Source organism: Actinoplanes auranticolor (assembly GCF_018332655.1).
Lineage (GTDB): Bacteria > Actinomycetota > Actinomycetes > Mycobacteriales > Micromonosporaceae > Actinoplanes > Actinoplanes auranticolor.
Genome location: NZ_BOQL01000017.1, coordinates 35,787 through 48,394, shown reverse-complemented (window position 1 = coordinate 48,394; position 12,608 = coordinate 35,787). Strand labels below are relative to the sequence as shown.

General features: G+C 71.5%; 17 protein-coding genes, 1 tRNA gene and 2 pseudogenes. 7 read left to right on the top strand and 13 right to left on the bottom strand.

All coding sequences use genetic code 11. The annotated features are described in order from the left end of the window. Nucleotides 1-71: 71 nt before the first annotated feature. The 3 genes from Aau02nite_RS08615 to Aau02nite_RS08605 all read right to left on the bottom strand — a co-directional run bounded on the left by Aau02nite_RS08615 (nucleotide 72) and on the right by Aau02nite_RS08605 (nucleotide 2,206). Complete coding sequence (locus Aau02nite_RS08615; protein ID WP_203768881.1) at nucleotides 72-281, bottom strand: hypothetical protein; 210 nt, start codon at nucleotides 279-281, stop codon at nucleotides 72-74. Between the two features lie 228 nt (nucleotides 282-509). Then, nucleotides 510-983: a universal stress protein gene (locus Aau02nite_RS08610; RefSeq protein ID WP_212987790.1), complete on the bottom strand. Its 474-nt coding sequence runs from the start codon at nucleotides 981-983 to the stop codon at nucleotides 510-512. After that, complete coding sequence (locus Aau02nite_RS08605; RefSeq protein ID WP_212987789.1) at nucleotides 980-2,206, bottom strand: ArsB/NhaD family transporter; 1,227 nt, start codon at nucleotides 2,204-2,206, stop codon at nucleotides 980-982. The genes Aau02nite_RS08610 and Aau02nite_RS08605 overlap by 4 nt, the downstream gene beginning before the upstream one ends. 58 nt (nucleotides 2,207-2,264) lie before the next feature. Here Aau02nite_RS08605 and Aau02nite_RS08600 point away from each other — a divergent pair, with 58 nt between their 5' ends. Beyond that, entirely contained in the window at nucleotides 2,265-2,678 is a 414-nt protein-coding gene (locus Aau02nite_RS08600) for a glutaredoxin domain-containing protein (RefSeq protein ID WP_212987788.1), read from the top strand. Here the strand turns inward: Aau02nite_RS08600 and Aau02nite_RS08595 are convergent. Continuing rightward, entirely contained in the window at nucleotides 2,608-3,033 is a 426-nt protein-coding gene (locus tag Aau02nite_RS08595; protein ID WP_212987787.1) for a ribosomal maturation YjgA family protein, read from the bottom strand. The genes Aau02nite_RS08600 and Aau02nite_RS08595 overlap by 71 nt on opposite strands. Before the next feature lie 23 nt (nucleotides 3,034-3,056). On the opposite strand from Aau02nite_RS08595, the gene Aau02nite_RS08590 reads away from it, so the two are divergent. Then, nucleotides 3,057-3,569, top strand: a complete 513-nt coding sequence (locus Aau02nite_RS08590; RefSeq protein ID WP_212987786.1) for a hypothetical protein — start codon at nucleotides 3,057-3,059, stop codon at nucleotides 3,567-3,569. 156 nt (nucleotides 3,570-3,725) lie between these two features. Here the strand turns inward: Aau02nite_RS08590 and Aau02nite_RS08580 are convergent. Together Aau02nite_RS08580 and Aau02nite_RS08575 are read right to left on the bottom strand one after the other, a co-directional pair. Then, nucleotides 3,726-3,942: pseudogene (locus tag Aau02nite_RS08580) on the bottom strand (ATP-binding cassette domain-containing protein); the annotation flags it as partial. 39 nt (nucleotides 3,943-3,981) lie between these two features. Further along, the gene (locus Aau02nite_RS08575; RefSeq protein ID WP_212987784.1) at nucleotides 3,982-5,061 is read right to left on the bottom strand and encodes a hypothetical protein; all 1,080 of its coding nucleotides are present in this window, start codon (nucleotides 5,059-5,061) and stop codon (nucleotides 3,982-3,984) included. 149 nt (nucleotides 5,062-5,210) lie between these two features. Between Aau02nite_RS08575 and Aau02nite_RS08570 the strand changes: the two genes are divergently transcribed. Beyond that, nucleotides 5,211-5,501 (top strand): hypothetical protein, encoded by a 291-nt coding sequence (locus Aau02nite_RS08570; protein ID WP_212987783.1) that lies wholly within the window; start codon nucleotides 5,211-5,213, stop codon nucleotides 5,499-5,501. A 76-nt stretch (nucleotides 5,502-5,577) separates the two neighbouring features. Here the strand turns inward: Aau02nite_RS08570 and Aau02nite_RS08565 are convergent. Next, nucleotides 5,578-5,667 (bottom strand) — tRNA-Ser (locus Aau02nite_RS08565). 108 nt (nucleotides 5,668-5,775) lie between these two features. Between Aau02nite_RS08565 and deoD the strand changes: the two genes are divergently transcribed. Then, nucleotides 5,776-6,483 (top strand): purine-nucleoside phosphorylase, encoded by a 708-nt coding sequence (gene deoD / locus Aau02nite_RS08560; RefSeq protein WP_212987782.1) that lies wholly within the window; start codon nucleotides 5,776-5,778, stop codon nucleotides 6,481-6,483. Between the two features lie 15 nt (nucleotides 6,484-6,498). Here the strand turns inward: deoD and Aau02nite_RS08555 are convergent, their stop codons facing one another. The 4 genes from Aau02nite_RS08555 to Aau02nite_RS08540 form a co-directional block, all read right to left on the bottom strand. After that, entirely contained in the window at nucleotides 6,499-6,945 is a 447-nt protein-coding gene (locus Aau02nite_RS08555; protein ID WP_212987781.1) for a nucleoside deaminase, read from the bottom strand. Next, nucleotides 6,945-7,469, bottom strand: a complete 525-nt coding sequence (locus Aau02nite_RS08550; protein ID WP_212987780.1) for a tRNA adenosine deaminase-associated protein — start codon at nucleotides 7,467-7,469, stop codon at nucleotides 6,945-6,947. Before Aau02nite_RS08550 ends, Aau02nite_RS08555 begins: the two co-directional genes overlap by 1 nt. Nucleotides 7,470-7,598: 129 nt before the next feature. Beyond that, a complete protein-coding gene (locus Aau02nite_RS08545) occupies nucleotides 7,599-7,802 on the bottom strand; it encodes a hypothetical protein (RefSeq protein WP_212987928.1) in 204 nt (67 codons plus the stop codon). Nucleotides 7,803-7,869: 67 nt separating this feature from the next. After that, nucleotides 7,870-8,256 (bottom strand): hypothetical protein, encoded by a 387-nt coding sequence (locus tag Aau02nite_RS08540; protein ID WP_246594999.1) that lies wholly within the window; start codon nucleotides 8,254-8,256, stop codon nucleotides 7,870-7,872. Nucleotides 8,257-8,350: 94 nt separating this feature from the next. Between Aau02nite_RS08540 and Aau02nite_RS08535 the strand changes: the two genes are divergently transcribed. After that, entirely contained in the window at nucleotides 8,351-9,106 is a 756-nt protein-coding gene (locus Aau02nite_RS08535) for a M23 family metallopeptidase (protein WP_246594998.1), read from the top strand. 74 nt (nucleotides 9,107-9,180) lie between these two features. Here Aau02nite_RS08535 and Aau02nite_RS08530 read toward each other — a convergent pair whose 3' ends face one another. Then, nucleotides 9,181-10,311: an NHL repeat-containing protein gene (locus Aau02nite_RS08530; protein WP_212987909.1), complete on the bottom strand. Its 1,131-nt coding sequence runs from the start codon at nucleotides 10,309-10,311 to the stop codon at nucleotides 9,181-9,183. Between the two features lie 111 nt (nucleotides 10,312-10,422). Here Aau02nite_RS08530 and Aau02nite_RS08525 point away from each other — a divergent pair, with 111 nt between their 5' ends. Both Aau02nite_RS08525 and Aau02nite_RS08520 read left to right on the top strand, forming a co-directional pair. Beyond that, nucleotides 10,423-11,430, top strand: a complete 1,008-nt coding sequence (locus tag Aau02nite_RS08525) for a prephenate dehydrogenase (RefSeq protein WP_212987778.1) — start codon at nucleotides 10,423-10,425, stop codon at nucleotides 11,428-11,430. Nucleotides 11,431-11,439: 9 nt separating this feature from the next. Further along, nucleotides 11,440-11,628: pseudogene (locus Aau02nite_RS08520) on the top strand (mycothiol transferase); the annotation flags it as partial. On the opposite strand, the gene mtnA reads toward Aau02nite_RS08520, so the two are convergent. Beyond that, entirely contained in the window at nucleotides 11,625-12,587 is a 963-nt protein-coding gene (mtnA, locus tag Aau02nite_RS08515) for an S-methyl-5-thioribose-1-phosphate isomerase (protein ID WP_212987776.1), read from the bottom strand. The pseudogene Aau02nite_RS08520 and the gene mtnA overlap by 4 nt on opposite strands. Nucleotides 12,588-12,608 lie beyond the last annotated feature (21 nt).

The following is a 12,608-nucleotide window of genomic DNA, read 5'->3' as shown; positions in this document are numbered from 1 at the left end:
GGTCCGGCCTGATCGACAACTATCGGCTGGCCGAGAAGCTCAAGCGTGCGGCACAGCCCGGCTCCTGGCGCTCAGAGCTTGCGCCACTGCCAGCGTGGACCGCGCCACGCGTCGGCCAGGATCAGCGCGGACGCCTTTCCTGGACACTGCTGCACCTTGGACTTGCCCTGGGGGCCACCCATCTGGGCCTCGACCTCCCAGACTTCGCCGTCGGTGCGGACGTAGACATCCCGGCGCGCGAGCCGGTTGTCACCATTCCACCAGTGCTGCTCAACTCTCACCTGACCAACCTTAAGGCAGACATAGACACCTTTGCGCGAGGCCGTCGTGTGAAACTTTTTCGCCGCCAGGGTGGGACGGGTTGTCCGATCCGGTGGATTTCGGCCCCACGCCTTGCGCAGACACGACATATTAGGGCGGCGTATTAACTGTTACTCCCGGTAATCTTCCCAGGTAACAACGCCGGTTCGCCAGGGACGAAACGGTACCGACACGCATCCGTCACCTGATCAGCGAGTTTGATCATGGTGAGGCGGCGGCGGAAGGGTCCGGAGGGCCGGCGTCGACTCCGGCCAGACAAGTAATATTTGGCACGGTGCGTGATCGACGACGAAGCGGGCGTGGTGGCCGAGACTACGCGGCCCGAGCCGGCTGCGGTCCCCGTCGCGGGCCAGCACCAGAAGATCGACATCGGCGCAGGCGGCCACCACCTCGCGCTCCGGCCGGCCCTGCCGGGTCTGCCGGACGGCACCGCGGCCGAGCCGGGCAGCCGCCGCGTCCAGCAGCTCGATCGCGGCCTCGGCCAGCAGAAACTCCCCCTGATCGGCGGGGCCGGAGCGCCCGAGCAGACCCACCGGCCCACTCAGCGCGGCGGCCGTCGCGACATCCACGACATGCAGCAACGTCACGTCCCCGGGCAGGGCGCGGACCGCATCGACACAGGCCGGCCACGTGCCCTCGGTGACCCACACCAGGATCCTCACAACCCCGACACTCGCAGACTCACCCACAGTGACGCCACCCCGACGATCAGGCAGGCCGGCACAGTGAGTGCACCCAGCCGGAGAAATTCACCCGTCACGGGCGGGTGACCACTCTTGTGCAGGATCTGGCGCCACAAAAGAGTGGCGAGCGAGCCGACGTAGGTCAGGTTCGGCCCGATGTTGGCGCCCAGCAGCACGGCCAGCACCAGACCGGGACTGTGCGCGGTGAACGGCAGCAGCATCAGAGTCGCCGGCAGATTGTTGAGCACGTTGGCCAGCAGCGCCGCCAGGAAGGCCATGGCCAGCAGGCCGAGCAGGTCGGGGTGGTGCGGTGCCACCCGGTCGACCAGGGTGCCGAAGCCGCTCCGGCTGACGCCCAGCACGACCACGCCCAGCGCGAGGACGAAGACGCAGAACCCGGGATTCGCCTTCCGCACCAGGGTGGGCAGGCCCACCCGCAGCCGTACGGCGAGCACGAGAGCACCGGCCAGCGCCACCCACGCCGGGTGGGCGCCGAGCGGGGACGCCAGCGCGAAGCCGGCCAGCGTCACGCCGAGCACCGCCAGGGCGAAGCGCGGGGCCGGAACCGGCTCGACCGGCGGCCGGTGCGGCGGCGTCGCCAGATCATCGGCGAAGAAGCGGCGCAGGATCACGTACTCGACGGCGATGACGGCCAGCCAGGGCAGCGCCATCAGTCCGGCGAAACCGAGGAACGACAGGCCGGCCGCGGACATCGCCAGCAGGTTGGTGAGATTCGACACCGGCAGCAGCAACGAGGCGGAATTGGCCAGGTGGTTGCAGGCGTACACGTGCGGCTTGGGCCGGATGGCCAGGGCCGACGCCGTGGTGAACACGACCGGGGTCAGCAGCACGACGGTGGCATCGAGGCTGAGCGCGGCCGTGACGGCGGCGGCTATGACGAAGACGATGCCGAGCAGCCGCTGCGGCGAACCGCCGCTCCACCGCGCCGCGACCGCGCCGGCGAAGCGGAAGACCCCGCTGCGGTCGGCGAGGTACGCGAGCAGCAGCACCGCGGCGAGGAAGCCCACGGTGGGACCGAGGTCACCGAGCTCGTGCACGGCGTCACGCCACGGCACGAGCCCGGCCACGACCGTGAGCACGGCGGCCGGAACGGCACCGACAGCCTCGGGCAGGCCCCGTGGCCGTACGACCGCGAAGCCCAGCACCGCCAGGAGCAGCAGCAATGAGATCGCGGTGGGCACGAGAGCGCACCTTACGGCTAGTCGCGGCGCCTCGCCCCGCTGGCGTAGCGTCCCCATCATGCTTCGTCGATGGGGTCCGGCCGGTCTGCTCCTGGTGCTCGGCGCCCTGCTCTGGGCGGTCGGCCGGTCGGTGTTCGTCTTCCTCGCCTTCGCCCTGCTGGCGGCCTTCGTGTCGCCGCTGATCTTTCCGCGCTCGATACCGGCGGCCGAAGCGCAGCGCCGCAGCGCCGCCGACGGCCGGGCGATCGTCTACTGGCGCCCGGGCTGTCCGTTCTGCATGCGGCTGCGCACGGTGCTGGGTGTCACATCGCGGCGGGCCTACTGGGTCGACATCTGGAAGGACCCGGAGGGAGCGGCCGCGGTCCGCGCGGTGGCCGACGGCAACGAGACCGTCCCGACCGTCATCCTGGCGGGGACCCCACACGTGAACCCCGACCCGCTGTGGCTGCGGAAACGGCTGCGCGCCGGATGACGAGCAGGTGCAGCACGACGAGCGGCACGACGCCGACGGGATACCAGGCGACGTCCGCCCAGTCGAACCGCGCGCCCAGCACCAGCCGAGCCGCCAGGCTCCGCTCCGCCAGCGCCGCCGGAACGCCGGTGAGTTGGAACGCCTCCACGGCCCAGCAGAAGGCGACCGCGAGCACACCGGCCCGGACGGGTGGGCAGGCCGGCCGGAGCACGAACATCCCCGCGTAGATCATCGAGGCGTAGAGCGCGGTGCCGGAGTGTTGCTCGAGCCAGCCGTCACTCCACGCGCGGATCCCGAAGGCCAGCCCGAGAATCAGCGCCACCGCGGCGACCGCCGGCAATCGTCCGCGCACCATGGCGGTGATCGTAGAGTCTGCGCATGCCTGCTGAGGTCCTGCTGGATCAGGACGTGTTCGTCGCCTACGGACAGATCTACGTCGAGAGCTCAACCGCCCGGATGGACGGCGAGATGGACGAGTCGTTCCGCGGACAGAGCAACGGCCTGTGCGGGGCCGCGGTCCCCGGCATGTTGTTCCTGATGACCGCCACGCACACCGGCGATGTCAGCTTCCGGATCGAGCTGCACGACCGCGAGCCGGCCCTGGACGACCCGTGGGAGGAAGCCGTCGAGGTGTCGTTCGTCGCGGACGGCGGCGAGATCACGCTGTCGGAGTGGGGCGGCAGCGGCTGGCACCCGCTGCCCATCCCCGGCGGTGACTACCGCGTCCGTTACTGCGCCAGCGGCATGGACGAGGTGGAGGAGGGCAGCGACGAGCATTCCGTCGACCGCTATCTCCTGCAGATGTGGCCGGCACCCCGGGCGCCCGAGCACGTGGCGCGTCAGACGGCGGCAGCAGCGGAGTACTGGCACCAGTGGGCGCGATCGCTGTAAGAGCTGGTGCGCGGGCTCACGAGCTCAGGTAGCGCAGGACTCGGCGGTTGTCCGCCTCGTCCGGCGGCAGGCCAAGCTTGTCGAAGATGCTCGCGACATGCTTCTCCACGGTTCCGCCGCTCACCACGAGCCCTCGGCGATGCCCGCGTTCTCGCGCAGCGGCCCGCGCAGCTCGCGGTAGCGGCGGCCGCCGACCAACGCCCGGCCGGCGTCCGGGCCGGTCCAGCCCGAGGACCAGCCGCATGGTGGTGGACTTGCCCGACCCGTTGGGGCCGAGGAAGCCGGTGACACTGCCCGGCCGCACGTCGAAGCTGAGCGCTTCGACGGCGACCGTCCGGCCGTATCGCCTGGTGAGATTCCGGGCCTCGATCACCCGAGCCTTCAGCTGGGGGATTTCCCCCGGACGGACCGCTCAGGTGCCGCGGATACTGAACACCTTGGAGAGGCTGCCGACCGCGTAACTGTCGCCCGGCGCATAGACGCGATACGAGTACGTGGCCTTGCCCGGCGGGGAGGCCACGAGGGTGAAGCGGCCGCTGGTCCGGACCGTGGCGGAGTTCACCTTGCGCCAGGTCTTGTCCGCGTACAGCCGCTGGAGGTGCATGACCTTGCCCTTGTGCAGGGGAGTCGCGCTGCCGTTGACGTCGACGTTCTTACCGACCGGCGCCGACTTCGCGGCCGGTGTCGCACTGACCGAGTAACGCATGGTCCGCACCCCACCGCTGTCACGGGCGATGACGGTCGGCGGGTACGGCATCGTCGGCTGGTCGACCCCGGGCACCCAGGCACACTGGGCCCACTGCCACCGGGCGGCGCTGAGGGTCCGCTGATACGTACCGTCGGCCCGGGTCTTGACCGTCGTGATCTCACCCGGCTCTACGCAACCGTTGTCGATGCCGAGCACCACCGGCTGATTGGCCAGGGGCTTACCGGTGGCGGTGTCCCAGACGCGGATCTTCTGGGTGACCGGCTTGCCGGCGATGGCGGGTTCCGGCGAGAACGTCATGTCCAGCGCGGGCCGGTGCGAACTCTGCACCTGGAGCGTGGGCGTGTCGACGAGGGTCCGAGGATCGGCGCTCAGCACGTTGGCATCGGTCTGATCGGTGGCATGGATGCCGACCGGCTGGATCGCGCCGCTCCAGGCGGAGGTGACCGGGATGGTGCCGGTCCAGATCCCGTCCTGCTCGGTGCCCTCGGCCAGCCGGAGCAACACCCAGGAGTTCGGCGAAGCGCTCATCCTCAACGCCGGCGACGCCAGGTACTCGCTCGCCATGTACTCGATCGGCCTGACACCGGTCTCGTCGGTCAGCCGGACGGACACGCCGACCAGCTCGGTCCGGACGCCGGACACGGTGACCGAGGACCGCTCCAGGGTGATCGACTTGAGCTCGGGCGGCGCGGTGTCCGCGGCCGCACCGGCAAATGCCGGCACAGCAGGAATGAGGGACAGCACAAGAACGGCGGCTGCCGGCGCGACGAAAGACGTTCGCATGCTGCGCACTGTACGGACCACGTGCTGCCCTGTCCGGCCCGTCGTACAACGCGGTATCGTCCCGGGCCCGAGGGTGGGCCCAGCACGGCTCGGGACAGCTCGCGTACTCATCGACTGAAGGCGATGCCTGCACCGTCTACGATCTTGTGATGAGCAGGATGTTCACCGACGACCAGGACACCATCCACATCTTCGGGACGCTGTCGGCCGAAGACATGCGCCGGCTGCTCCCGCTGGTGAGCGGCGCATTCCAGTTACGCGACGAACCGCTCACCACGCTGACCCTGGCATTCGACGAGGCCGCGACCATCGCCGACGACGCCGCGGTCGTGGCCACCCGGGAAGCGCTGGGGGACGCGCTCGCCGTGTGCGCCGAGCAGAACGCGGCCCTGCGGATCGTCGCCCCGCCGGCGCTACGCCGCCTCTCCACCACGGGGTAGCTACACGCCAGGGCCCGAAAGCACTGCCGCAAGACGACGAAACGCCCGGCAGACTGCCGGGCGTTTCGCCTGTTGCTGGCGGTGGTGAAGGGATTTGAACCCTTGGAGGGCTTGCACCCTCACACGCTTTCGAGGCGTGCTCCTTAGGCCGCTCGGACACACCACCGCGCAGTAGATTACCGGATGGCTCACCGGGTTCGCCGCCGGGTTACCCTCCTGGGTAAAGCGCGAGGTCGTGGCACCTTCGCCCGGCCCGCCTGGCAGGATCTCGGCCATGAGTGTGCACATCGGCGCGCAGCCGGGCGACATCGCTGAGCGGGTCCTCCTACCGGGTGACCCCATGCGGGCGAAGTGGATCGCCGAGACCTTCCTGACCGATCCCGTCTGTTACACGCAGGTGCGGGGCATGCTGGGCTTCACCGGCACCTGGCAGGGCGTGCGGGTCTCCGTCCAGGGGTCCGGCATGGGGATGCCGTCGGCTTCCATCTACACCCACGAGCTGATCAACGAGTACGGCGCGAAGTCGCTGATCCGGATCGGTTCCTGCGGGGCCCTCGCCATGGATCTGAATCTCGGTGACGTCATCGCCGCGATCGGGTCCGCCACCGATTCGAACATGAACCGGGTGCGGTTCGACGGGCTGGTCGACTATGCGCCGGTCGCGGACTTCGCGCTGCTGCGTACCGCGGCCGATGTCGCCGACCGGCGCGGCGTCGCGCTGCGGGTCGGCCCGATCCTGGCCGCGGACGCCTTCTACACCGACCGGCCGGACCTGTACGACACCCTGGCCGACTACGGCGTGCTCGCCGTCGAGATGGAGTCGGCCGCCATCTACACGATCGCGGCCCGCTACGGCGCTCGGGCGCTGACCATCCTGACCGTCAGCGACCACATCAAGCGCGGCGACAAGATGGATGCCGCCCAGCGCGAGCAGGGCTTCTCCGACATGGTGCAGATCGGCCTGGACACCGCCATCGCGTAGGGCCGAGACAAGACCCTAGGACCGGAAGAAGTCCCGCAGCAGTGCGGCGCATTCGTCCTCCAGGATGCCCGCGTAGACCTCCGGCCGGTGGGTCAGCCGGCGGTCCCGGACCACGTCCCAGAGCGAGCCCACCGCGCCCGTCTTCGGCTCCCAGGCGCCGAAGACGAGCCGGGACACCCGGGCCAGCACCAGCGCCCCGGCGCACATCGTGCACGGCTCCAGGGTGACCACGAGGGTGCAGCCGGTCAGCCGCCAGCTGCCGGTCAGGACGGCGGCCCGCCGCAGCGCGATGATCTCCGCGTGCGCGGTCGGGTCGCCGGTCAGCTCGCGTTCGTTGCCGGCCGCGGCCAGCTCGACGCCGTCCGGACCGTAGATGACCGCACCCACCGGCACGTCCTCCGCGGAGGAGGACGCGACGGACAGCGCCCGCCGCATCCAGGACTCGTGCCGGGGGCGGAGCATCAGACCTCGCGCAGCTCTTCCAGCTCGTCGCCGCAGCCCAGCTTCTGGCAGATCTCCGCGGTCACGTCGGCCGGGAGCATGCCCTCGAGCCCGCACAGCGTCAGCAGCCGGTGTGAGCTGACCCCGAGGTCGGCGAGCAGCTCGACGTCACCGACCGGGTCGGCGTCGGGGTCGGCGGCCGGCCGGTCGTCCTCATCGTCGTCGTCGGCCACGCGCGGCGCGGCCAGCTCGTCCAGTTCCAGCGCCGGCGTCTCCACGTCGGCGAGCAGCAGGGCGCCGAGCCGCGACTCGTCGGCGAACGCCGAGTCGGAGCAGAACACCCGTACATCCTCACCCTCGTCCAGGCGCAGGATCACCAGGTACTGGTCGTCGGCCTCGACGAACAACAGCGACAGCTCGGCGTCCGGCTCGGCGTCGCGCAGCCGGTCCACCACTTCGTCCAGGTCGGCGGCGCCGGTGAGCTGAAGCTCGGATGCCGTCCAGCCGTTCTTGCCCCGGGCGACGGCGGCAGCGAAAGTCGACACGAATCCCCCCACGAAACTGCGGTCCTCAGCGCCTGACGGTAGCCGGTGGTGCGGCGCTGGTGCCGCGCCACGCCCCGAAGGGGGTAGCTCATGTAACGAACTTGCCTGAGTTTTCCGCCGCGGGTGGGCTCAGTTGGCGTGGCGGCGGCGATTCGCGATCAGCTCGCGGAGCCGGGCGCCGCGCAGACGCTGCGGCTGGCTGTGCTCGCGGGCGGACTTCGCATCGGCCAGTGCGGCCAGAAGCTCCAGGCGGCGACGGCGGCGATCGGGGTCGAGCCGTTGCGGTACGTGGGCCATGAGGCCGAGCGTGCCCAGCCGCGCGACGTTCGTCAAGGCCGAGTGCGCTGCGCCACCACGGGGGTACTGATCGTCAATGACAGAGGGGTGCAGAGCTGGACATTCACCACAACGGCCAGTCGTTCGTGGAGATCCAGCGGGCCGTCACGAAACCGGCGGCGACCGATAGACCGATGCCCGCCGCCAGGCCCACGCCGGTGGCGACGCCGCGATCACCCAGCAGGGCCAGCACTATGGCGACCGCCCAGGCGGAGACGGCCGCGGTGAGCGTCCACCACGCATAGCCGGCCAGGTCGCGGCCGAGGCTGCCGAACAGGGCGAACCAGACCACCGCCGCACCGACACCGGACAGCAGCGGGGCGACGCCGATGGGGTGCGGCTCGCGGTAGACCGGCCGCGGGGGCAGCCCGACGGGAGCGGCCGGGCGGTCGGGCAGCCAGCCGGCGGGTGGCTGCGCCGCTGCGGGCCAGGTCCCGTGCTGTTCGGCCATGTCGCCTCCATCCGGCGGGGTCGGACGATCCCCGGCCAGCCTATCCACCTCCGCTGGGTCAGCGGGAACTGTTGGCGTCTGCCAGGATGGCCCGGTGCTTTCCCTGCGTACCCTCTCGGTTCTGACCGTCGCGGCGTTCTCGCTCGCGGCCTGCGGCTCGCCGGGCGATGCGCCCACGACCACCAGCGCGCCGCAGTTCCTGGAGCCGTCGCGGTCGGCCTCGGCTGTTCCCACGCCGAGCCCCGCCGCCACCCCGGAGAAGGCGCCGGCGGGCGGCACCGTGACGTCCTCGGCCACCCCGAAGAAGACGCCCAGCAAGGCGCCCCGGACGGCGCCGGCCGGACTGAGGTACGCCTTCCCGGTCAAGGCGTCCAACGTGGCCTTCCACCCCACGCACGCGAAATATCCGGCGACGGACATCTTCGCCGACTGCGGTGAGACCGTGGTGGCCACCACCAGCGGCGTCGTGCTCGAGGTCAGCCGCAAGGACCAGTACGTCAAGGGCGCGCCGGACGGTCCGCTCAACGGTGGCCTGTCGGTGTCGATCCTCGGCGACGACGGCGTGCGCTACTACGGCTCGCACCTGAGCAAGGTGCAGACCGGCATCAAGGTCGGCGCCCGGGTCAAGACCGGTCAGCAGCTCGGCAAGGTGGGCCGCACCGGCAACGCCAACAACGTCTGCCACCTGCACTACGGCATCTCCCCGCCGTGCGCCGAGACCGGCGACTGGAAGGTCCGCCGCGGCGTGGTGTGGCCGGCGCCGTTCCTCAAGTCCTGGCGGGCCAAGGGCAACAAGAGCCCGGTCGCCACGGTCGCGAAGTGGAAGAAGGCGCACAACTGCAAGGCCTGACGCACAGCACAGGGCCGCATCCCTCGCCCAAGAGATGCGGCCCCGCCGTGCGGATAAAGCTTTCCGGAACCGGCTCAGCCGAACTGCGCGAAGCGTTTCTGTGACCGTCCGCCGATCGTGGTGAAGGCGCCGCCGACGGCGAGCGCACCGAGGCCGGGGTGCACGGCCATGGCCAGTACGCCGTCGACGCCGTTCGCATCGGCGGTCCAGTCGCGCAGGTGACCGTCGGTGGTGGCGAGGGCCGCGAGCTTGACCCGGTCGTCCGAGCCGTCCAGGCAGGTGCCCTGGCTTCCGGTCCGCGCGGTCCGGCACGCCCGGTCGAAGTGCCCGCCGACGTAGACGGTGTCGCCCAGTACGCCGATCGCCTGAGCGTTGCCGTCGAAGGTCGCTGTCCACCGCTTGGCCCCGGTGGTGCTGTAGCTGCTGGCCGCGCCGCCCCGCCCACCGTGCGCGGTGTAGACGCCGGTCGAGGTGACCGCGACGGCGAAGGTGATCACCGGCGGCTTCGGCTTGAAACCGGTGACGATCGCGGCCGACGCCGGGTCCAGGGCGACCAGCCGGTTGTACCCGCTCGTGCCGTTGACCTTGTGGAACTTGCCACCGGCGTAGACCCGGCCGCCGCCGGTGGCCAGCGATTCGACCTGGTCGTCCGCGGTGGGCTTCCACTTGGTGTCGAGGGCCCCGGTGCTCAGGCTGAAGGCGGCCAGCCGGGTGCGGCTCTGCCCGTTCACCTTGGTGATCGAGCCGCCGAGGTAGAGCCGGCCACCGGTGGCGGCCAGCGCGTACGGGCGGCCCTCGATGCTGTGCTTGAAGGTGCCGGCGACGGCGCCGCTGCGGCCGTCGAGCCGGGCCAGACTGTCGCGCCGCTGGCCGCTGACGGTGCCGAAGTCCCCGCCGACGTAGACGGCCGAGCCGCTGGTGGCAATGGCCTTGACCCGGCCGTCGGCGGTGGGCGCCCAGGGCAGCAGCTCACCGGTGGCGGCGTTGATCGCGGCGAGCCGGCTACGGGCGACCGCCTTGCCCTTGACGACGGCGGCGGTGAAGTCGCCCCCGACGTAGACGGTGCTGCCGGAGTACGCCACGGCCAGCACGGTCCCGTTGAAGCTCGGCACGGCGTCCGGTGACTCCGACGGCGCTGCCTGCGCCGGTGTGGCGAGCGCGGTGAGCAGTCCGCCGACGACGCCCAGTATGGCCAGTTTGTCCATGTACGTCACACAATCACCGTAAGGGTGACGATCCTCCCGGACCAGTGGCGAAACGGACCAAAACCGACAGGTCCGTACGGCTGATGCCGATCGTGTGCGAGAGTCTGCCGCGTGAACGTCGCAGTCATCGGCCTCGGTCTCATCGGCGGCTCTCTCCTGCGGGCCTTGGCCGCCCACGGGCACCGGGTGGCCGGTCACGACATGAGCCGGCAGACCCGGGAGGAAGCCCGGAGCCTGGCCCGGGCGGCCGAGCTGCCGCCCACCGCCGACCCCGGGACCCGGACCATCCCGATCAAGGGCGACTGGCGGGTGGCCGAGACCATCCCCGAGGCGGTGGCGGGCACGGAGCTCGTCGTGCTGGCCGTGCCGCTCCCGGCGATCCCCGGCGTGCTGGCCGAGCTGGCCGGCTATCCCGGCCTCATCACCGACGTCACCTCGGTCAAGGGGCCCGTGCGTGACCTGCTGCGCGGGCGCCGCTTCGTCGGCGGGCACCCGATGGCCGGCAAGGAGTCCTCCGGCTTCCTCGCCTCCGACCCGCACCTGTTCGACGGCTGCGCCTGGGTGCTGTGCCTGGAGGAGGACGGCACCGACCTGGCGGACTGGCTGGCGCTGGCCCGGTTGTACACCGCGCTGGGCACCCGCGTCGTGCCCGTCACCGCCGCCGCGCACGACCGGACGGTCGCCGAGATCAGCCACGTGCCACACCTGCTGGCCGCCGCCCTGAGCACGGTGCTGGCCGGCAATCCGCTGGCGGGCACGCTGGCCGCCGGCTCGTTCCGGGACGGCACCCGGGTGGCCGGCACCCGGCCCGAGCTCATCGCGGCCATGTGCGGCGGCAACGCCCCGGCCGTAGGCGACGTGCTGGCCGGGATCGTCGCCGAGTTGCAGAGCTACGGCCGGGAACTGGCGGCGCCGGACCCGGTCGCGGCCCTCACCGAGCGCCTGCGGACGCCCAGCGACCTGCGCCGGGCCTGGCCGGCGGCTCCCGGCGAGACAGCCGAGATGACAGCCGAGCCGGAGGCGCTGCTCGCGCTGGGCCGGGCCGGTGGCTGGGTGACGGCGGTACGGGACGACAAGGTCTCCACAATGCGGCCAGGAAGTGGCCGCAATGGTTCCTAGGCTGAGGCGGTAACCCCGGACAACAGGACAGGAGACAGGCCAATGCTGCTGCACCTGATCCAGGAGACGGCCCGGCACACGGGGCACGCCGACATCATCCGGGAGGCTGTGGACGGCGGGACCGCGTACCCGATCATGGCCGCCGCCGAGGGCTGGCCGGCGTCGCCCTGGCTCGAGCCCTGGCAGCCGGCCGCCTAAGGCCGCTCGCCGCGGTCGAGGCGGATCACCCGGCGGTCCGTCACGATCGCCGTCACCAGGTCGTGCGGGGTGACGTCGAAGGCCGGGTTGACCGCGGCCGCGTAGTCGGTGACCTCGGCCGCGCCCCGGTCCTCGATCTCCACCGCGGCGCCGTCCGGGGTGTCCAGGTCCACAGTCGACTCCGGGGCGACCACGACGAACGGCAGGCCGGCCCGGCGGGCCCCGAGCGCGTGCGCGTAGCTGCCGACCTTGTTGATCACGTCGCCGTTGGCGCAGATCCGGTCCGCGCCCAGGATCACCGCGTCGGCCTCGCCGCGGGCCAGCAGGAACGGCCCGGCCGAGTCCACCGCGACCCGGAAGTCGATGCCGGCCTCGCGCAGCTCCCACGCGGTCAGCCGGGCACCCTGCAACAGCGGCCGGGTCTCACTGGCGATCACCCCGGCCAGCGCGCCCCGGCGGTGCAGCTCGGTCACCACCCCCAGGGCCGTGCCGCCGGTCACCGCGGCCAGCCCGCCGGTGTTGCAGTGCGTCAGCAGCCGCGGCCGCGCACCGCACAGCTCGACCATCAGGTCGGCGCCGAGGGCGGCCATGGCGGCCGAGGCGGCGATCTCCTCGTCGCGCACCGCGCAGGCCTCGGCCAGCACGGCCGGCGGCCCGGCGGCGAGCAGCGCGGCTGCCCGCCGGGCGCCGCGGGCGAGGTTCACGGCAGTCGGCCGGGCATGCTCCACCAGCTGTACGGCGTCAGCCCGCGCCCGCTCGTCCCCGGCGAACTGCCGGGCGGCCAGCGCGACCCCGAAAGCCCCGGCCACCCCCAGCGCCGGCGCCCCGCGCACCGCCAGCGACCGGATCGCCGCGACCAGCTCGGCGACCGTGGTGAGCCGCAGCACGCGCACCTCACCCGGCAACGCCGTCTGGTCGATGATCTCGATGGCGTCGTCCACCCAGTCGATCGTCCGCATGGGCGGAGCCTAACCAACCGG